The sequence below is a fragment of the Rathayibacter sp. AY1C2 genome (genome assembly GCF_002931195.1).
GTDB lineage: Bacteria > Actinomycetota > Actinomycetes > Actinomycetales > Microbacteriaceae > Rathayibacter.
The window spans coordinates 1-17,077 of the sequence record NZ_PSWG01000012.1 but is presented as its reverse complement, the minus strand read 5'-3'; the positions used below and the strand labels follow the sequence as shown (position 1 = coordinate 17,077).

Here is a 17,077-nt window from a genome sequence, read left to right as displayed (position 1 = left end):
GGCGGCCCCCGCGGACGGGAGCGGCGTCAGCCGTGCGCCGCGAGCCGGGTGCGCTGGGGCACCAGGAGCTCGAGCAGCTCCTCGACCCCGTCGACCCGCTGCGGCTCGACCGGGTGCCCGGGTCCGCACGGCTTGTAGGCGGGCGGATCCACGTTCAGGACGTGCCCGACGGGCCGCCCCTTCTCCCAGACCGTGAGGAGGAAGGCGCCGTCCCGCTCGTCGGGGGCGCCGATCTCGAAGACCCGGCCGCGCACGATGGCGCACTGCGGCTCCTTGCGCGCGAGGCGCACCCAGAAGGGATGGTCTCCGGTCATGGTGTCCGTCCTCCCCGGCCGACCCGCGGCCGTGCCCGTAGCGGTCGACCGGTGATCGTGTCGTCGGCGACCCGCAGGGCCACGGTACGTCCGCCTCCCCTCAGCCGATCAGGGGGTTCACTGCGGAGCCTCGCAGTGGTAGCGGACGCCGGTCGCATCCGGGTCCGCACCACGGGGAACCACTCACTGCTCGTAGGAGTCCTCGTAGTCGGCACCACTGGTCAGCTCGCCGTCGCCGGGCTGCACGGGATGCTCGCCGGTGAGCGCGTCGATCCGCTCGCGCAGCCGTACCACCTCCGCCGCGTTGTCCGGCTCGGGCAGGTCGCTCGGCGTGGTCTCGACGATGAGGGCGGCCGCGGCGTTCACGAGGAAGGTGGCGTCGACCGTCCCGCCGTCCGCGCCGATCCCCGTGTACTCGACGGTGTCGGCCGCGCCCTTCGAGGCGAGGGCGACGGCGTACTCGACGAGCGCGTCGGCCGCCTCGTCCCCCACCAGGATCGTCTTGTCGGCGAAGAGGATGTGCTTCATGCCGCCCATGCTCGGCAGCGCCGGCTGCGTGGAGGGAGGAGGTTGACAGAGGACCGCCGCTGACGGAAGACCTGGACAGATCGAGCAGAGAATGGCGGACCGGGTTGTCGGATCCGTCCGGTCTGCGGAAGGGTGGAGGCAACGGCGGGCGTCTGCCGGCCGGAGATCAGGGGCTGGAGACGCTGATGGGGAAGCTGCACTACGACGGGACCGTCGAGATCGACTTCGAGGACCGCGTGCTCGCGCACTTGCAGATCGTCATCACCGCGAAGCTGCGCCGCAACGAGTCGTTCCTGCTCAGCTGGCGCGACGACCACAGCATGGGCGACGGCCGCAGCGCGATCTGGATCCACCCCTCCCACTCGCTCCGCTACAAGTACTTCGGCGGCCGGATGCCCCGCATCAACCCCGCCTGGATCTCCGCGCTCACCGACCTCGCGAACTCCGCAGGCGGGCTGTACGTGATCTCGGAGCCCGCCGAACCGGTGCGTCCCCCGGCGAAGGGCGACCAGCTGTGAAGCGCATCGACCTGATCTACAACGGCACCGCCTACACCGTCAACAACAGGAGCCTCGACGAGTTCCGCGCCGAGGTCGAGGCCGCCCTGGCCTCCCCGACCCCGCAGTGGCTGACCGTCAACTACGGCGAGGGTCGCGCGAACCCGGCGCTCCTCCTCGTCACGCCGTACACCCCGCTGTCGATCATCACGAACGACTTCGACGAGCTCAACGCAGAGTACGAGTAGCGGCGGACCTCCGAGAGGTCAACCACGTCGTCCGGTCGATCCGCGCCCCGTACCGTCGGGCAGGACCTCGTCGACGTCGTGCGCGGACCCCGCACGGCGACACCCGATCGACACCTCCCGCGCCTCGGCGCACGACAACGGCCGCGGACACCCGGCCAGGAGCCGGGATGACAGATCCCGCCTTCGCCGTCCTCGACGACCTCATCGCCGCCCTCGAGCGTCCCGGCTCGATCGACCCCGGCCTGAGCCGCTCCGTCGCCGTGCAGGCCGCCGTCCTCCGGCTCCCGTCGCCCCGCACCATGCACCGTCCGCGCCCGACGAGCCGCTTCACGGGCCGTCGCCTCGTGCGCCCGGGCAGCGCAGCCAGGCGGGCCCCCGCGCGTCACCGCGTCGTGGTCCCCGCCGGTCCGGCGGAGCGTCGCTCCGAGCGGAGCCGACGGCTGAAATGGGCGCGGTGACCGACTCCGACGCTCTCTGCGACCCGTATCTGCGCGGGTATCCGATCGACGGCGTCGCGATCTCCACGCTCGGCAGCCCCTTCGGCGGCGAGACCGTCGCCGCGAGCGACAGCACCGCGAGCCGGCTGGACGAGATCCAGATCTACCTCGGCGAGGGCCCGTGCTGGGAGGCGATCCGCGCTGCCGGCCCCGTCTCGGTGCCGGACACCGGCGCGGAGGAGCGCTGGCCGCTCTTCACCGAGGCGATCGGCCCCACGGCGGTGCGCGCGGTCTTCGCCTTCCCGCTCTCGATCGCGGGGCTCTCGATCGGCGCGGTCGACCTCTACTCCCGCCGCCCCACGTCGCTCAGCGACTCCCTCCTCGGCCGGATCAGCGCCTCGACCACCGCGACGGCGCTGCTGGTGCTGGCCGCGGTGCTGCGCGACAACGAGGTCGAGGAGAGCACGAATCCGCGCTCGCGACGCGTGGTGCACCAGGCGACCGGCATGATCATCGCGCGCTACGGCAGCACGGCCGAGGAGGCGCAGCTGCTGCTGCGCGCCCACGCCTTCGCCCAGCAGCGCTCCGTCGTCGATGTCGCCTCCGGCATCGTGGCCCGGCACGACGGGTTCCCCGACCGCCCTCTCACCGCCCAGGACGACACATGGTGACGAACTCCCGCGAGCGCAGCGTCATCCAGACGTTCGTCGCCCTCTCCGACACACTGGTCGACGACTACGACGTCGTCGACTTCACCCAGACCCTCGTGGAGAGCAGCGCGACCCTCTTCGACGCCGTCTCGGCGGGGCTCGTCCTCGCCGACTCCACCGGCTCCCTCGAGGTGCTCGCCTCCACGGACGAGGACACCCGGCTGATCGAGCTGCTTCAGCTCGACAGCGGGTCGGGCCCGTGCATCCAGTGCTTCGAGACCGGGCGGCCGGTGATCGTCGAGGACGCCCGCGCCGTGGGCGAGGAGTGGGCGGAGTTCCGGACGCTGGCGGTCGAGCTCGACGTGCTCTCGGCGCACTGCGTGCCGATGCGGTCGGCGGGGACGACGATCGGCTCCCTCAACCTCTTCCAGGCCCGGCCGGGGCGGCTCGATCCGGACGACATCGCGGTCGTGCAGGCGTTCGCCGACGTCGCGACGATCAAGATCCTCCATCAGCGCGCGCTCCAGCAGAGCACGGTCACCCAGGAGCAGCTGCAGCACGCCCTCGACAGCCGGGTGCTGATCGAGCAGGCGAAGGGGATCCTCGCCTACGCCCACCGCACCACGGTCGAGCAGGCCTTCCAGGTGCTGCGGGTCCGCGCGCGAGCGACGTCGACTCCGATCACGACGCTCGCCCAGGAGATCATCCGCGACTACCGGCGCTGACGCTCCGCGCGCGCGGAGCAGGAGCGGGGCGGATCCGCGCCGGCGGCGCCGCGGCTCAGAGCTCAGTACTCGTTCTCGAGCTCCCACGTCGCGCGGGGGTCGACGTCCGAGGCGGGCACCGGACCACCCTCACTGTCGAGCGCGTCGAGGCGCTCGAGGATCTCGGCGCTCGACTCCGCCGCTGCGCTACCGGCCCCTGCGACCACCAGGGGGACGCCGAGCCCGACGGTGAGCGTCACGACGGAGGAGGGAGCCGAGTCGTCGGCGACGCTGACCGTGCTCATCCGGTGCCGCTGCGCGAGCGCGAGCGAGTAGCGGACGACGGCGTCGGCGGTCGCGTCGTCGAGGGAGAGGGAGCCACCGGTGTGGAAGAGCGTCGTCATGGTCAAGTCCTCGCAGGGCAGGCGGATGGGCATGGTTCCGTCACCGGGGGCCAGGATGCGGTGCGCTCACGCTACGCCCTGGGCGCTCGGGGGTGCAGGTCTTGCGCCGAAGCGCTCCCCTGTCGCATGGTTCGCTCTCGCCGCCGGAGCAATTCCCCCATGGCTCTGAGGCGGCTCACATGTTAACGTGAACACACGCGTCGGTCCCCTCGGCTCGACGCATCCCTCCCCCGAAGGAAAGGTCTCGACGATGAGACGACGCTCCCCGGAGCCCCCTGCCGCCGCGCCTCGGCGCCGCGTGCGATCCCTCTTCCTCTCCGCTCTCGCCTGCACGAGCGTCGCCCTCACCGGCGCTCTCGTCCCCGTCTCGGCGCAGGCCGTCGACGTCCCGGCGCCCACCGCGCACTACGACATGTCGCACGCCGGCTCGGCCCTGCTCGACATCTCGGGCAACGGACGCAACGCCACCCTGACCGGCCTCACCGACGCGTCCTTCGCGAACGCCGGCGGCGACCAGGTCGCCCGGTTCAAGAACGACGGCTACGCGAGCCTCCCCCAGGGCCTGGTCACCGGAGCCGACAACGCCTTCGCCGTCGAGTACACGGTGAAGACGCAGACCACCGCCAACCAGTTCGGCTGGGTCATCGGCGACGGCGTCGGCCCGTGGAACACCACACAGCTCGGCAACCACGTCTTCGTGAACCCGCGCAACCCCGACGGCTCGCCCAGCGGACAGGTCCTCGCGGGCATCCGCGTCAAGGAGCCCACCAGCAACGGCGAGACCCGCATGCCGTTCGGCGGCACGCTCAATCCCGGATTCACGACGCTCACGCTCGTCGGCACCGGCACCGGCTCGAACACCGTCCTCACGCTCTACCGCGACGGCACGCAGATCTCGACGGCGAACACGGCGAAGTCGATGGCGAGCATCGTCCCGACCGGATCCACGCTCGGCTACCTCGGGCGCTCGCTCTACACCGGAGACGCCCTGGTGACCGCCGACGTCACCGACGTGAAGTTCTGGGACACCTCCCTCACCGCCGAGCAGGTCGCCTCGAGCATGCCGACCGCCGACGCGAAGGCGTCCGCGACCTCCGCCCTGCTGCGCTCGGACATCCAGCCCGTCCTGCTGGCCGGCAACCCGTCGCTGACCCAGGTCTCCTCGAACCTGACGCTGCCCGCCTCCAGCAGCGGCGTCCCGCTCACCTGGACCTCCTCGAACAGCGCGGTCGTCTCGACCACCGGCGTCGTCTCGCGCACGATCGCGCAGAACACCCCGGTGACTCTGACGGCGACCACCGCTCAGGGCGCGACGATCGCCTTCGACGTCGTCGTGCTCGCCCCGAGCATCAACGACGACCTCGACGCGCTGAAGCTCGCCACGCGCACGACCGAGAACCTCCCCCTCGCGGTGAAGGGCGCCAAGAACGGCACCGACATCACCTGGACCTCGTCCGACCCGGCGCTCGTCACCCCGACGAACACGTCCTACGCCGCTCCGGCGGTCGGCGCGGCCGACCCGTACCGCGGCGGCGGCGTCGTCACCCGGCCGGCCTACGGCTCCGGCGACAGGACCGTCACCCTCACCGCGAAGGCGACGCTCAACGGAGTCACCGAGACGCGCGCCTTCACCCTGACCGTCGCCGAGCTCGGCCGCACCGCTCCCGACGCGGGCTACGCCTCGGCGTACTTCAAGTCGGACGGCGACGAGAAGATCTACCAGGCCGCGACCTCGGGCAACGACTTCTTCACCTTCTCGCCGGTCAACGGCGGCAAGGCGGTCATCACCTCGACGACCGACACGAAGGGCCTGCGCGACCCGTTCATCCTCCGCTCGCACAACGGCGACAAGTACTACATGGTCGCCACCGATCTCTGCATCTCCTGCGGCACGAACTGGGGCGACGCCCAGTCCACGGGCAGCCTGAAGATCGAGGTCTGGGAGTCGACCGACCTGGTGCAGTGGACCCGCACCAACGGCGCCGACACCGGCATCACGGTCAACCAGCCGGCCGCCGGCATGACCTGGGCGCCCGAGGCGTACTGGGACGACGCGCTGCAGTCCTACGTCGTGTTCTTCTCCTCGCGCCTGTACTCCGACGCGACGAAGACCAACAACGACAAGCTCTACTCCCGTGTCTTCTCGGTGATCACCCGCGACTTCCGCACCTTCACCGCTCCCCCCGCCACCTGGCAGGACACGGGCTACGCGCGGATCGACTCCACGATCACGAAGATCGGCGACTACTACTACCGCTTCACCAAGAACGAGGAGGGCGGCGCCGCCGGCATCCTGGAGGCCGGGAAGGACATCTTCCTCGAGAAGTCGAAGGTCCTGACCGCCGGGACGACCTCCTCCAACTGGAGCGCCGACCCGAACACCACGTGGCAGCTCACCGACACCCGGATGACCTCGCTCGAGACCGGCCAGGCCGGCGAGGGACCCGAGATCATCAAGCTGAACGCGGGCGACCCGAACGACACCACCGGCACGGGCGACGGCTACGCCTTCCTCGTCGACAACTACGGCGACGGCGGCTACAAGGCCTTCCTCACCTCCGGAGCGGCGATTGCCGGCAGCTCGCAGACGAACCGCCTCTCGCAGTCGGCCGACTGGAACGTCTCGCCCAAGAGCCGCGCCGGCCTCCCGACCAGCCCGCGGCACGGCGCGTTCGTGAGCGTCCCGCAGACGGTCCTCACCGCCATGAAGAACTGGACCGGCGTCACCGCCGTCGACTCCACCACGACCCTCGCCGCCGACGGCCGCACGGTCACGGCGACGGTCGCGGCGGCCGACAAGGGCGACGTCGTCGGCTCGGTCACCTTCACCGGCGGCTCGTGGACCTCGACCGTCCCGCTCTCCGGCGGCTCCGCGAGCGTCTCGGTCCCGGCGGGCGTGACCGGCGTCACGGCCTCCTACACCGGGTACGCGGACAAGCTGGTGCGCACGTCGGTCTCGGCCGCCGTCCCGCTGGACACCCTCGAGCTCGTCCCCGCCGTCGCCACGCGCTGCGTCGCCGGCAAGATCGTGCTCACCGCGACCGTGAAGAACACCGACACCGCTGCCGCGGACGTCACGATCGCCTCGGCCTACGGCTCGAAGTCGTTCACCGCGGTCGCACCCGGATCGTCCGCCTCCGCCGCCTTCACCACCCGCCTGGCCTCGATGCCGGCCGGCACGGTGACGGTGACCGGATCGGCGACCGGCCAGCCCGCGTTCACCGCGACGGTCCCCGTGGCCGCCGCGCGCTGCTGACGCACTGACGACGAAGGGCCCCCTCCTGCGCTCGCGCGGGTGGGGGCCCTTCGTCGTTCCCGGGTCAGACTGTGGGAGCGAGCAGGTCCGCGTGGTGGGCGGCCGCCACGTTCGGGTGGGCCCGGAGCCGGTAGCGCAGCGCGTTCTCGCCGTAGGTCTCGAGGATCGGCGCGTTCGTCGGGTCGACCGAGAGGCCGGACTTGAGCTCCTCGGGCAGCGGGAGCGAGGGCATGGTGGCCGAGAGCGCGGGATTGAAGAAGAACGGGATCGAGATCCGGTCCGTTCCGATCAGCGGCGAGATCACGCGGTGCAGCGTGGCCTTGAGGTAGCCGCCCGTGGCGAGCTCCAGCATCTCGCCGATGTTGACGACGAACGCGCCCTCCATCGCGGGTGCCTCGATCCACGAGCCGTCGTGCTCGACCTGCAGGCCGCCCTTGCCGGGCTCGACCAGCAGCAGCGTCAGCACGCCGCCGTCGCGGTGCGCGCCCACGCCCTGCTTGGGCTCCGGGTCGGAGGTGCCCGGGTAGCGGACGACCTTCACCAGCGAGAACGGCCGCTCGGCGAACGCCTCGTCGAACACGTCCTCCGGAGCGTCGAGCGCGACGGCCCAGGTGCGCAGCAGCCGGATCGCGACCGCGGCGAGCTCCGCGTGCCAGCGCTCGAAGACCTCGCGGAACTCCGGCAGCGCCTCGGGCCAGAGGTTCGGCCCCTCGAGGCGCTCGTAGTCGGCGACGCCGGGCCCGGCGGGAACGGCCGGTCGGTCGATGCCGATGTCGACCTGCTCGCGGTAGTCGACGTCGCCGTTGGTGAGCTCGGCGCCGAAGCGGGTGTAGCCGCGGAACTGCGGGCTGAGGGTGTTCTCGATCGCGAGCTTCTCCTCCTCCGGCAGGTCGAAGAAGCGGCGGGAGACGGCGACGACGTCGTCGAGGAGGTCCTGGGGCACGCCGTGGCCGACGAGGTAGAAGAAGCCCACGTCGTGCGTGGTCTCCCGGAGGTCGCGGCGGAAGGCGGCGGCCTCCGCCTCCCCCCGGTCGAGGCGGGACAGGTCGAGGATCGGCAGGGAATCGGTCATGCACCGACTCTCGCGCACGAACCTGCACAGCAGTCGATTGTTACGACAACCAAAACGGCGGGCCCCGCCACGGCGCGGAAGAGGTTCCTCCGCTCCGCGACCGGGCCCGCCGTGAGCGCCGAGTGTTACGGCGTGGGCATGCCGCCGTTGACGTGCAGCGTCTCGCCGACGACGTAGCTCGACTCCGGGGAGGCGAGGAACACGTAGGCGGGAGCGAGCTCGGCCGGCTGACCCCAGCGTCCGAGCGGCGTCTGCGAGCCGACCTCGGGCAGCTTGTCGGACGGCTGGCCGCCCGCGGTCTGCAGCGGCGTCCAGATCGGGCCCGGGGCGACGACGTTCACGCGGATCCCCTTGGGCGCGAGCTGCTGCGCGAGCGCCTTCGAGAACGTGTTGATCGTGGCCTTCGTGCTGGCGTAGTCGACCAGCATCGGCGACGGCTGGTAGGCCTGGATCGATGAGGTGCTGATGATCGCGGAGCCCGGGGCGAGGTGCGGCACGGCCGCCTTCGTCATCCAGAACATCGCGTAGACGTTGGTCTTGAAGGTCTCGTCGAACTGCTCGTCCGAGAGCTCGAGGAAGTCCTCGACGTGCTGCTGCTTGCCCGCGTTGTTGACGAGGATGTCGAGTCCGCCCAGGCCCTCGACGGCCTTCGCGACGGCGCCCACCGCGAAGTCGTGGTCGGTGATGTCACCGGGGATGGCGACGGCGGTGCGGCCGGCCTCCTCGATCAGCGCGACGACCTTCTTCGCGTCCGACTCCTCCTCGGGGAGGTAGACGATCGCGACGTCGGCGCCCTCGCGGGCGTAGGCGATGGCGACGGCCGCGCCGATGCCCGAGTCGCCTCCGGTGACGAGCGCCCTGCGCCCGGTCAGGCGGCCGGAGCCGCGGTAGGTCGACTCGCCGCGGTCGGCGGGGTCGTCCATCTTCGAGTCGAGGCCGGAGCCCTCCTGGTACTGGGCCTCCGTGTCGATGTCGGCGAACATCGCGGTCGGGTCTTGGAACGTGTACTGGTCGTTCTGCGGAGTCTGGTCGTTCTGCGAAGTCATGTCTCGACGCTAGGCGCGCGGGATCGGCGGCCGCGCGTGCTTGACAGCCTCGATCCGCCAGGACACAGGAGGTCTTCAGGAGCCGCGGAGCCCCCCGGATCGGGGAGAATGGTGCGGTGACCCGCGACGACTCCCTGTCCTTCGACACCACGGCGCCGCTGCCCGGCTGGCAGCACGCCTACTCCGGCAAGGTGCGCGACCTCTACACCCCCGACGACGCCGACCCCGTGCTCGGCGCCGACCGCATGCTCGTCGTCGCCAGCGACCGGGTCAGCGCGTACGACGCCGTCCTCGAGCCCGGGATCCCCGGCAAGGGCGAGCTGCTGACCACGCTCTCCCTCTGGTGGTTCGCGCAGCTCTCCGACGTCCCCAACCACCTGATCCCGGGCGCGATCCCCGAGGCGGTCCGCGGCCGGTCGATGCTGGTGAAGACGCTCGACATGTTCCCGATCGAGTGCGTCGTCCGCGGCTACCTCTCCGGCAGCGGCTGGAAGGAATACCGGGAGACGGGCTCCGTCTGCGGCGTCCCGCTCCCCGAGGGCCTCCAGGACGGCGACCCGCTCCCCGAGCCGATCTACACCCCGGCGTGGAAGGCCCCGCAGGGCGAGCACGACGAGAACATCACCTTCGAGCGCACCGTCGAGATCGTCGGCGAGGAGGCCGCGGAGGCGCTGCGCACCCTCTCGCTCGCCGTCTTCCGCGAGGCGTCCACCATCGCCCTGGCCCGCGGCGTGCTGCTGGCCGACACGAAGTTCGAGTTCGGGGTCGACCGCGGGACCGGAGTCGTCACCCTCGGCGATGAGGTCCTCACGAGCGACTCCTCCCGCTACTGGGACGCCGACGACTACGACGCCGGCATCCGCGGCCGCTCGTTCGACAAGCAGATCGTGCGCGACTGGCTCTCCGACAACTGGGACGGCCAGGGCCTCCCGCCGACCCTCCCGTCCGAGATCGTCGAGCGCACGGCCGCGCGCTACCGCGAGCTCATCGAGCGCCTCACGCGCTGAGGCACCGGAACGACCTGTGGACGATCACCACCCTCGCGTCCGACTGGAGGCCCGCGGCGAGGATCCGGACGAGGCGCGGCACAGCCTCGCGCGGCTCTACAACGGCGACGAGTGGCGCGCCGCCACCACCGCGGCCGACTTCAGCTACCGCTACGCCGCCATCGGCGACGGCGGGATGACCCTCCGCACCTCGCGGATGTCCGGGCGCCTCGCGGGCGGCGTGGGCGACTCGGACGACGTCGTCGTGCAGTGGATCGTGGGCGGCTCCGGCCGGATCGACGTCGGCCGCGCCTCGATCGCGATGGAGGAGAACCGTCCCGTCCTCTTCCCCGTCGGCCGGCCGTTCGCCTTCGACTACGTCGACTTCGACCAGCGCCTGGTGCACCTCGACCGGGGAGTGGTCGACCGGGTCGCCGCCGAGCGCGGCCTCGTCGGCTCCCTCGTCTTCGACTCCGAGCACCGCCCTGACGCCGCGGCGATCCGCCGCTGGCGCACGGCCGTCGCCGACTCCGCCCGCGCGCTGCGCAGCGAGCGCGTCGAGCCGCTGCTCTGGGACGAGCTCACCCGTGCCACGGCCTCCGCGCTGCTCGACCTCTACCCTCCGGAGTCCGCTCCGGTCCCGCCTGAGCTCCTCGCCCCCCGGAACGCACGGATCCGCACGGCCGTCGAGTACGTGCACGCCCACTGCAGCGAGCCGATCGGCCCCGCCGAGATGGCGGCGGCGTCGGGCCTGACCGTCCGGGGCCTGCAGTCCGCGTTCCAGCGGGTGCTCGGGATGCGCCCGATCGCCTACCTGCGCCTGGTGCGGCTCGACCGCGCCCGGGAGGAGCTCGCCGTGAGTCCGCCCCTCGGGACGACGGTCGCCGCCGTCGCCCGGCACTGGGGCTTCGGGAACGCGGGCCGCTTCAGCGCGGCCTACGCGGAGCGATTCGGCGAGTCGCCGAGCGCCACGCTGCAGCGCTGATCAGTCGACGAGCTCGGGCGGCGGCTGCCCCTCGAGGATGCGGCTGAGGCCGTCGAGCAGCACCGCGACGGTCGCGGCCTCCGATTCGGGCACCTTCGCGACCATCGCGCGGATCTGCTCGTAGGTCGGGTCGTCGGTGCCGACGATGGCCTTCTGCGCGCGCTCCGTCAGGCAGAGGATGCGGCCGCGGCCGTCGGACGGGTCGGGAGTGCGGTTCACGTAGCCGGCGCGGGCGAGGCGGTCGACGAGGAGGGAGACGGCCGCCGTCGTGATCGACAGGGCCGCGGACAGGTCGACGGCGCGGACGATCTCGTCGCGCCGCTCCCCGACCCCGATCAGCCGCAGGGCCGCGAGATCCGTGGCGCCTATGCCCAGGCGGCGCTCCACGCGACCGTCGTAGTCGCGCTCCGCCGTGCGCAATCGCGTGAGCAGAGCGAACAGGTCTGGCCGAGCGTCCATCGAGGTGCACCTTCCGAGCGGCAGGCGCCCCGGACGGGAACTCGCTGCCCCCATCGAACCACTTCTCCGGCGATCGGACGGCGTGTGTCCCGAAAGCGCAGTCGGCGCCGAGACTGTTAGTCAACCGACTTAGCAATACCTAGTGTCGACGGTGCGGCACGCCTTCCGTGCGCCGCCGACGGTGAGGAGGTGCGCGCGATGGGACGACTGCTCTACGGCGCACCCGCCAGCTCGCACTCCTTCGAGGACCGCGCCCTGGCCCACCTCCAGACCGTGATCACCTCGCGGTTCCGCCGCGGCGAGGGCTTCCTCCTGACGATCGAGGACGCCGAGGGCCGCCGGTCCGAACTGTGGCTCCACCCCGGCATCCCCACCCGCTACGAGTACGACGGCACCGCCGCGATCGAGCTGAACCCGCACTGGCTGCGCGAGCTCTCGAACGCCTCGAACGGCCGCCTCGGCCTCCACCTCCTCCCCGAAACCTCGTCGCCCGACGACCTCTCCGTGAAGAAGATCCCCGCATGAGCGACCACAACGGCACACTGTTCCGGCGCGGAGGCACCGTCCGCTTCGTCCGCTGGATCTCCTCCCGCGACGGCGGCTGGGCCCCCGAGATCGTGCAGGGGCGCTACCTCGAGCGCGACGACCGCGGCTGGCTGGTCGAGATCGAGGGCACCCCGACGGTGCTCGCGAAGGACGACTGGGCCGTCTACCGCTGACCGGCTCTGCGCTCGGCGTACTGTTGAGCAGGTGCGTTCTCGTGATCGCCGCGGCATCACCTCGGCTCCCCTCCTCCTGACGACCATCGGAACGACGAGCCTCGTCTTCCTCTGCGCGTTCGAGTCGCTCGCCGTGACGACGATCATGCCGATCGTCAGCGCCGACCTCGACGGTCGCGCCCTCTACCCCCTGGCCTTCGCGGCGACGCTCGCCGCCGCCGTGGTCGGGATGGTCGCGGCCGGCTCCTCGGCCGACCGCCGCGGCCCGACGCCGTCGCTCGTGGTCGCGATCCTGCTCTTCACCCTGGGTCTCGTCGCCGCGGGTGCCGCGCAGTCGATGCCGGTCTTCGTGGCGGCCCGCCTGCTGCAGGGGCTGGGCAGCGGAGGGATCACCGTCACCCTCTACGTGCTCGTCGCGCGGGTCTACCCGAGCGAGCTGCATCCGAGGATCTTCGGCGCCTTCGCCGCGGCCTGGGTCGTGCCGTCGCTGGTGGGGCCGCTGGTGGCCGGAGTCGTCGCCGAGCTCGCGAGCTGGCACTGGGTCTTCTTCGGAGTCGTCGCCCTGGTGGCCCTCGCGAGCGCCGCGATCGCGCCGACGCTCCGCTCGCTCGAGCCGCGCGAGCGCCTCCCCTTCGATCGCCGGGCAGTGGGCCGCATCGCCCGCGCCGTGGTCGTCTCGGCCGGAGTCGTCGTGCTGAGCACGAGCGCCGAGCTCGCGCCCGATCTCGCCGGGCTCCTGGCCGCGGCCGCCGTGGTGGTCGTGGTCGTGGCGGTTCGCGCGCTCCTGCCCGACGGCACGCTGCGCGCTCGGGGCGTCCTGCCGTCGGTGATCCTCCTCCGCGCCCTCGTCGCCGCGGCGTTCTTCGGCACCGAGGTCTACCTGCCGCTGCTGCTCTCGGAGCAGTACGGCCTGCCGCCCTGGCTCTCGGGCGCCATGCTCACCGCGGGCGCCGTCTCCTGGGCTCTCGGCTCGAACATCCAGGGGCGCCCGGGCACCCGCCTCAGCCACGGCGGAGCGATGCGGCTCGGCTCGTCGCTCGTGCTCGCCGGCATCGGAGTCGTGCTGCTCGTCACGGTGCTCGCCCTCAGCCCGATCGTCGCGGGCGTGGGCTGGTTCCTGGCCGGCGGCGGCATGGGCACGATGTTCCCGCGGATGGGGACGATGACGCTCGCGCTCTCCGCTCCGGGCCGGGAGGGCTTCAACAGCTCGGCCCTGCAGATCGCCGACTCGACCGGCGCCTCGGTCTCCCTGGCGCTGACGGGCCTTCTGGCGGCGGCGGTCACCGGGCTGATCGGGGCCGGGACCGGGGTCTTCGCCGCGACCTTCTCGTACGCCGCGCTGATCGCGATCGTCGCGGTCGGTCTGGCCGGCCGGCTCGACGGGCTCCTGCGCCGCGAGGGACGCCGGGAGCCCGCCGAGCAGGCTCAGCTGTAGAGCGACTCCGGCACGTCGAGGCCGTAGATCGCGCGGCCGGACGACCAGATCACCGAGCAGGCGGCCCGGAGCAGATCGGTCGCGTCGTCGCCGGCGTCCACGATCACCACGGAGTCGCCGTCGAGGCGGACCTTGGCGCCGCGGACGGCGTGCGTGCCGTTCCGCGAGACCGTCGTCGCCGGGTAGGGCAGGTGCAGCTCGCGAAGGTCGCCGAGGATGTACGTCGGCCGGAGCTTGGGCTCCGCGGCGAGGAGCTGCTTGGCCCGGTCGATCCCGGTGAGCACGTGGGCGCTCTCCATGTCGGCGCCGTTCGCGCCGGCGATGTCGGTGTCGAGCCGGTCGCCGAGGAACAGCGGGTTCGTCGAGCCGAAGCGCGCGGTCGCCGCGTCGAAGATGGCCCGCTCGGGCTTGCCCGCGACGACCGGGAGCCGGCCGACCGCGGTGTGCACGGCCGAGACGAGGGTCCCGTTGCCCGGGGCGATGCCGCGCGCGACGGGGATCGTCCAGTCGGTGTTCGTCGCGACCCACGGGATCCCCGTGTGGAGCGCGAACGAGGCCTCGGCCAGCTGCTCCCAGCCGACCGTGGGCGCGAAGCCCTGGATGACCGCCGCCGGCGAGTCCTCCGCGCCGCGCGTCACGGTGAACCCGGCGCGCTCGACCTCGGAGGTGAGGCCCTCCGCCCCGACGACGAGGATCGTCGAGCCGGCCGGGACCAGGTCGGCGAGCAGCACGACCGCCGCCTGCGGGGAGGTGACGACGTCCTCGGGCCGGACGCTCAGCCCCAGCTCGGAGAGGTGCCCGGCGACGGAGGCGTCCGTGCGGGAGGCGTTGTTGGTGATGTAGCCGACCCGCAGCGTCTCGGCCGCTCGGTTGAGGCTCTCCACCGCGAAGGGGATCGCGTCGGCACCCTTGTAGACGACTCCGTCGAGGTCGGCCAGGACGGAGTCGCGGCCGTCGAGCGGGGTGGGCTCAGTCCTGCTGCTGCGGAACATCGGCGTCCTCCTCGATGGTGTCGGCGGGTTCGACCGACTGGTCGGCGGTCGGCTCAGCCGAGTCGAGAGCCTCGTCCGCGTCCGTCTCGGCGAGATCATCGGACTCGAGGGACTCGTCTGCGAAGGTCGGCTCGTCCGTGTCGACGAGGTCGGCGTCGGCGTCAGGGCTCGTGTCGGCGTCGTCCGCGTCGTCTTCGTCGGCGATCTCCTCGGAGACGGTCCGCCGGGCGTCGTCCTCGTCCGCGTCGTCGACGGCGGTCGGGCCTTCCTCGTCGTCCAGGTAGTCGTCCGCGTCGTCGACCGCGATCCCTTCCTCGGCGCGATCGGGAGCAGACGCTGCGTCGGCCGACTCGTGCTCCTCCTCGATCACCTCGATCGTCTCGTCGTCACCGCCGCCCTCGGCCGCGAAGACGGCCTGCGCCGCGATGTCGGCGCGACGCTGCCACTCCGCGGCCTCGTCGGAACGGCCGACCTCGTCGAGGACGAGTGCGTAGGCAGCGAAGAGATCCGGGCTGTACGAGAACGCGCGGTCCGGGTCGAGCTGCGGGATCTCGAGCTCCATGAGAGCGAGCTCCGCCTGCCCGAGGTCGAGGCGGGCGCCGGACATGGCGATCGCCAGCGACACCTGCGCGCCGGGGCTCAGCGTGGTGCGGTCGATCGACCGTCCCAGCTCGAGCGCCTTGTCGGGTCGGCCGACGCCGCGCTCGGAGTCGACCATCAGCGGCACCTGCTCGTCCGAGCCGGAGATCCTGCGGAACGTGCGCAGCTCGCGCAGCGCCAGGGCGAAGTCGCCCGTCGCGTACGCCGAGATGGCCAGCGACTCGCGGACCACGGCGATGCGTCCCGCGCGGCGGGCCGCCGAGAGCACGTGGCGGTGCGCCAGCTCGGGGTCCTCCTCGAGGAGGCGGCCGGCCATCACCAGGTGACGGGCGACCCATTCGGCGTTGTCCTTCGAGAGCGTGCGCAGCTCGTTGCGGGCGACCTTGTCGAGGTCCTTGGCCTGCACGTCGTCCGGAAGGTCCGGGTCGTCGTGGCGCGGGCGCACCGGCTGGAGGGAGCGCCGCTCGCGCTCCTCCTCGGTGAGCTCCGGCTCCTCGCGGGGGCCGCCGCGTCCGCCGCCGAAGCCCTCGCGTCCGCGTCCGCCGCCCTGGCGGTCTCCGCCGCCCCGACGATCGTCCGACCACGGCCGGCTTCCCCCGTCGCGCGATCCACCGCGGAACGGAGGACGGGAGTCCCCGTCACGCTGCGGACGGGAGTCGCCGCCACCACGGTAGGGAGGGCGGGAGTCACCATCCCGCTGCGGACGCGAGTCCCCACCTCCACGGTAAGGAGGCCGGGAGTCCCCGTCACGCTGGGGACGCGAGTCGCCACCGCGATAGGGAGGCCGAGAGTCACCGTCCCGCTGCGGACGCGAGTCGCCACCGCGATAGGGAGGACGCGAGTCACCGTCCCGCTGCGGACGGGAGTCCCCACCTCCACGGTAAGGAGGACGGGGGTCCCCATCCCGCTGAGGACGGGAATCCCCACCCCCGCGGTAAGGAGGACGAGAGCCATTGTCACGCTGCGGACGAGAGTCGCCACCACCGCGGTACGGAGGACGCGAGTCACCATCACGCTGCGGACGCGAGTCGTCGCCACCGCGATAAGGAGGACGAGAGTCCCCATCGCGCTGCGGACGGGAATCCCCACCACCACGGTAAGGAGGACGAGAGTCACCATCACGCTGCGGACGCGAATCCCCACCGCCACGGTAAGGAGGACGGGAGTCCCCGTCGCGCTGCGGACGGGAATCGCCACCACCGCGGTACGGAGGACGAGAGTCACCATCACGCTGCGGACGCGAATCCCCACCGCCACGGTAAGGAGGACGGGAGTCCCCATCACGCTGCGGTCGGGAGTCCCCACCACCACGGTACGGAGGACGAGAGTCACCATCACGCTGCGGACGGGAGTCGCCACCGCCGCGATAGGGCGGGCGAACATCACCGTCGCGGCGGGGGCGGGAATCGCCCGAGCCGCCGCGATCGTTCGAGGAGCGGCCGGGGCCGCCGGCGCGAGGCGGCCGCTCGTCACGACGTCCGGAGTCCCGGTCGTTGCGGTCGGATCCTGAGTCGTCCATGCGTTCCTCGCCTGTCGTGGTGATGCTCTGTGGAGTTGACCCGCCCGAGGACGGGGAGGACGGCCGTAACCGTCGCACCACCCTAACCCGCACCGCGCTCCAGTGAGCAGCGGGGATCCGAGGTGGTGGTTAAACAGCGATGGCCACCCATTTCTGGGTGGCCATCGTGAATGGTGTCCGGCGGTGTCCTACTCTCCCACAGGGTCCCCCCTGCAGTACCATCGGC

General features: G+C 71.9%; 20 protein-coding genes. 12 read left to right on the top strand and 8 right to left on the bottom strand.

Annotation, left to right across the window (positions count from 1 at the left end):
• Positions 1 to 26: 26 nt before the first annotated feature.
• Both C5C55_RS10035 and C5C55_RS10030 read right to left on the bottom strand, forming a co-directional pair.
• Positions 27 to 314 carry a hypothetical protein gene (locus C5C55_RS10035; RefSeq protein WP_104223782.1) on the bottom strand — a complete coding sequence of 96 codons (288 nt, stop codon included), beginning with the start codon at positions 312 to 314 and terminating at the stop codon, positions 27 to 29.
• A gap of 183 nt (positions 315 to 497) precedes the next feature.
• On the bottom strand, positions 498 to 842 hold the full coding sequence (locus C5C55_RS10030; protein ID WP_104233819.1) for a hypothetical protein: 345 nt from the start codon (positions 840 to 842) through the stop codon (positions 498 to 500).
• 185 nt (positions 843 to 1,027) lie between these two features.
• On the opposite strand from C5C55_RS10030, the gene C5C55_RS10025 reads away from it, so the two are divergent.
• The 5 genes from C5C55_RS10025 to C5C55_RS10005 all read left to right on the top strand — a co-directional run bounded on the left by C5C55_RS10025 (position 1,028) and on the right by C5C55_RS10005 (position 3,399).
• Positions 1,028 to 1,360 carry an ATP-dependent DNA ligase gene (locus C5C55_RS10025; RefSeq protein WP_104233818.1) on the top strand — a complete coding sequence of 111 codons (333 nt, stop codon included), beginning with the start codon at positions 1,028 to 1,030 and terminating at the stop codon, positions 1,358 to 1,360.
• Positions 1,357 to 1,587, top strand: coding sequence for a hypothetical protein (locus C5C55_RS10020; RefSeq protein WP_104233817.1), 231 nt, complete (start codon positions 1,357 to 1,359; stop codon positions 1,585 to 1,587). Before C5C55_RS10025 ends, C5C55_RS10020 begins: the two co-directional genes overlap by 4 nt.
• Positions 1,588 to 1,754: 167 nt before the next feature.
• Complete coding sequence (locus tag C5C55_RS10015; protein WP_104233816.1) at positions 1,755 to 2,045, top strand: hypothetical protein; 291 nt, start codon at positions 1,755 to 1,757, stop codon at positions 2,043 to 2,045.
• Positions 2,042 to 2,695: a GAF and ANTAR domain-containing protein gene (locus C5C55_RS10010; protein ID WP_181067835.1), complete on the top strand. Its 654-nt coding sequence runs from the start codon at positions 2,042 to 2,044 to the stop codon at positions 2,693 to 2,695. The genes C5C55_RS10015 and C5C55_RS10010 overlap by 4 nt, the downstream gene beginning before the upstream one ends.
• The gene (locus C5C55_RS10005; protein ID WP_104233814.1) at positions 2,689 to 3,399 is read left to right on the top strand and encodes a GAF and ANTAR domain-containing protein; all 711 of its coding nucleotides are present in this window, start codon (positions 2,689 to 2,691) and stop codon (positions 3,397 to 3,399) included. The genes C5C55_RS10010 and C5C55_RS10005 overlap by 7 nt, the downstream gene beginning before the upstream one ends.
• Before the next feature lie 62 nt (positions 3,400 to 3,461).
• On the opposite strand, the gene C5C55_RS10000 is transcribed toward C5C55_RS10005, so the two are convergent.
• Positions 3,462 to 3,782, bottom strand: coding sequence for a hypothetical protein (locus C5C55_RS10000; RefSeq protein ID WP_104233813.1), 321 nt, complete (start codon positions 3,780 to 3,782; stop codon positions 3,462 to 3,464).
• 298 nt (positions 3,783 to 4,080) lie between these two features.
• On the opposite strand from C5C55_RS10000, the gene C5C55_RS09995 reads away from it, so the two are divergent.
• Positions 4,081 to 7,038 carry a glycoside hydrolase family 43 protein gene (locus C5C55_RS09995; RefSeq protein WP_258072532.1) on the top strand — a complete coding sequence of 986 codons (2,958 nt, stop codon included), beginning with the start codon at positions 4,081 to 4,083 and terminating at the stop codon, positions 7,036 to 7,038.
• A gap of 64 nt (positions 7,039 to 7,102) precedes the next feature.
• On the opposite strand, the gene C5C55_RS09990 is transcribed toward C5C55_RS09995, so the two are convergent.
• The gene (locus C5C55_RS09990; protein ID WP_104233812.1) at positions 7,103 to 8,110 is read right to left on the bottom strand and encodes an isopenicillin N synthase family oxygenase; all 1,008 of its coding nucleotides are present in this window, start codon (positions 8,108 to 8,110) and stop codon (positions 7,103 to 7,105) included.
• 125 nt (positions 8,111 to 8,235) lie between these two features.
• On the bottom strand, positions 8,236 to 9,156 hold the full coding sequence (locus C5C55_RS09985; RefSeq protein WP_104233811.1) for a glucose 1-dehydrogenase: 921 nt from the start codon (positions 9,154 to 9,156) through the stop codon (positions 8,236 to 8,238).
• A gap of 116 nt (positions 9,157 to 9,272) precedes the next feature.
• Between C5C55_RS09985 and C5C55_RS09980 the strand changes: the two genes are divergently transcribed.
• Positions 9,273 to 10,163 (top strand): phosphoribosylaminoimidazolesuccinocarboxamide synthase, encoded by an 891-nt coding sequence (locus C5C55_RS09980; RefSeq protein ID WP_258061329.1) that lies wholly within the window; start codon positions 9,273 to 9,275, stop codon positions 10,161 to 10,163.
• 16 nt (positions 10,164 to 10,179) lie between these two features.
• Positions 10,180 to 11,127 (top strand): helix-turn-helix domain-containing protein, encoded by a 948-nt coding sequence (locus tag C5C55_RS09975; RefSeq protein WP_104233810.1) that lies wholly within the window; start codon positions 10,180 to 10,182, stop codon positions 11,125 to 11,127.
• Here the strand turns inward: C5C55_RS09975 and C5C55_RS09970 are convergent, their stop codons facing one another.
• A complete protein-coding gene (locus C5C55_RS09970; protein ID WP_181067834.1) occupies positions 11,128 to 11,586 on the bottom strand; it encodes a MarR family winged helix-turn-helix transcriptional regulator in 459 nt (152 codons plus the stop codon).
• A 198-nt stretch (positions 11,587 to 11,784) separates the two neighbouring features.
• Here C5C55_RS09970 and C5C55_RS09965 point away from each other — a divergent pair, with 198 nt between their 5' ends.
• The 3 genes from C5C55_RS09965 to C5C55_RS09955 are packed head-to-tail and all read left to right on the top strand — an operon-like array spanning position 11,785 to position 13,740.
• Positions 11,785 to 12,111, top strand: a complete 327-nt coding sequence (locus tag C5C55_RS09965) for a hypothetical protein (RefSeq protein WP_104223794.1) — start codon at positions 11,785 to 11,787, stop codon at positions 12,109 to 12,111.
• On the top strand, positions 12,108 to 12,305 hold the full coding sequence (locus C5C55_RS09960; protein ID WP_068256013.1) for a hypothetical protein: 198 nt from the start codon (positions 12,108 to 12,110) through the stop codon (positions 12,303 to 12,305). The genes C5C55_RS09965 and C5C55_RS09960 overlap by 4 nt, the downstream gene beginning before the upstream one ends.
• 31 nt (positions 12,306 to 12,336) lie before the next feature.
• Positions 12,337 to 13,740: an MFS transporter gene (locus tag C5C55_RS09955; RefSeq protein WP_104233808.1), complete on the top strand. Its 1,404-nt coding sequence runs from the start codon at positions 12,337 to 12,339 to the stop codon at positions 13,738 to 13,740.
• On the opposite strand, the gene C5C55_RS09950 is transcribed toward C5C55_RS09955, so the two are convergent.
• Together C5C55_RS09950 and C5C55_RS16605 are read right to left on the bottom strand one after the other, a co-directional pair.
• Entirely contained in the window at positions 13,731 to 14,732 is a 1,002-nt protein-coding gene (locus C5C55_RS09950; RefSeq protein ID WP_104233807.1) for an HAD-IIA family hydrolase, read from the bottom strand. The two genes, C5C55_RS09955 and C5C55_RS09950, sit on opposite strands and share 10 nt — an antisense overlap.
• On the bottom strand, positions 14,710 to 15,777 hold the full coding sequence (locus tag C5C55_RS16605; RefSeq protein ID WP_181067833.1) for a hypothetical protein: 1,068 nt from the start codon (positions 15,775 to 15,777) through the stop codon (positions 14,710 to 14,712). The genes C5C55_RS09950 and C5C55_RS16605 overlap by 23 nt, the downstream gene beginning before the upstream one ends.
• Between C5C55_RS16605 and C5C55_RS16600 the strand changes: the two genes are divergently transcribed.
• Complete coding sequence (locus C5C55_RS16600) at positions 15,763 to 16,842, top strand: hypothetical protein (RefSeq protein WP_181067832.1); 1,080 nt, start codon at positions 15,763 to 15,765, stop codon at positions 16,840 to 16,842. The two genes, C5C55_RS16605 and C5C55_RS16600, sit on opposite strands and share 15 nt — an antisense overlap.
• Positions 16,843 to 17,077 lie beyond the last annotated feature (235 nt).

Bases quoted from the DNA above. Each gene is read 5' to 3' on its own strand.
- C5C55_RS10035 (WP_104223782.1), bottom strand. From the start codon at position 314: ATGACCGGAGACCATCCCTTCTGGGTGCGCCTCGCGCGCAAGGAGCCG.
- C5C55_RS10030 (WP_104233819.1), bottom strand. From the start codon at position 842: ATGAAGCACATCCTCTTCGCCGACAAGACGATCCTGGTGGGGGACGAG.
- C5C55_RS10025 (WP_104233818.1), top strand. From the start codon at position 1,028: ATGGGGAAGCTGCACTACGACGGGACCGTCGAGATCGACTTCGAGGAC.
- C5C55_RS10015 (WP_104233816.1), top strand. From the start codon at position 1,755: ATGACAGATCCCGCCTTCGCCGTCCTCGACGACCTCATCGCCGCCCTC.
- C5C55_RS10005 (WP_104233814.1), top strand. From the start codon at position 2,689: ATGGTGACGAACTCCCGCGAGCGCAGCGTCATCCAGACGTTCGTCGCC.
- C5C55_RS10000 (WP_104233813.1), bottom strand. From the start codon at position 3,782: ATGACGACGCTCTTCCACACCGGTGGCTCCCTCTCCCTCGACGACGCG.
- C5C55_RS09990 (WP_104233812.1), bottom strand. From the start codon at position 8,110: ATGACCGATTCCCTGCCGATCCTCGACCTGTCCCGCCTCGACCGGGGG.
- C5C55_RS09985 (WP_104233811.1), bottom strand. From the start codon at position 9,156: ATGACTTCGCAGAACGACCAGACTCCGCAGAACGACCAGTACACGTTC.
- C5C55_RS09970 (WP_181067834.1), bottom strand. From the start codon at position 11,586: ATGGACGCTCGGCCAGACCTGTTCGCTCTGCTCACGCGATTGCGCACG.
- C5C55_RS09965 (WP_104223794.1), top strand. From the start codon at position 11,785: ATGGGACGACTGCTCTACGGCGCACCCGCCAGCTCGCACTCCTTCGAG.
- C5C55_RS09960 (WP_068256013.1), top strand. From the start codon at position 12,108: ATGAGCGACCACAACGGCACACTGTTCCGGCGCGGAGGCACCGTCCGC.
- C5C55_RS09950 (WP_104233807.1), bottom strand. From the start codon at position 14,732: ATGTTCCGCAGCAGCAGGACTGAGCCCACCCCGCTCGACGGCCGCGAC.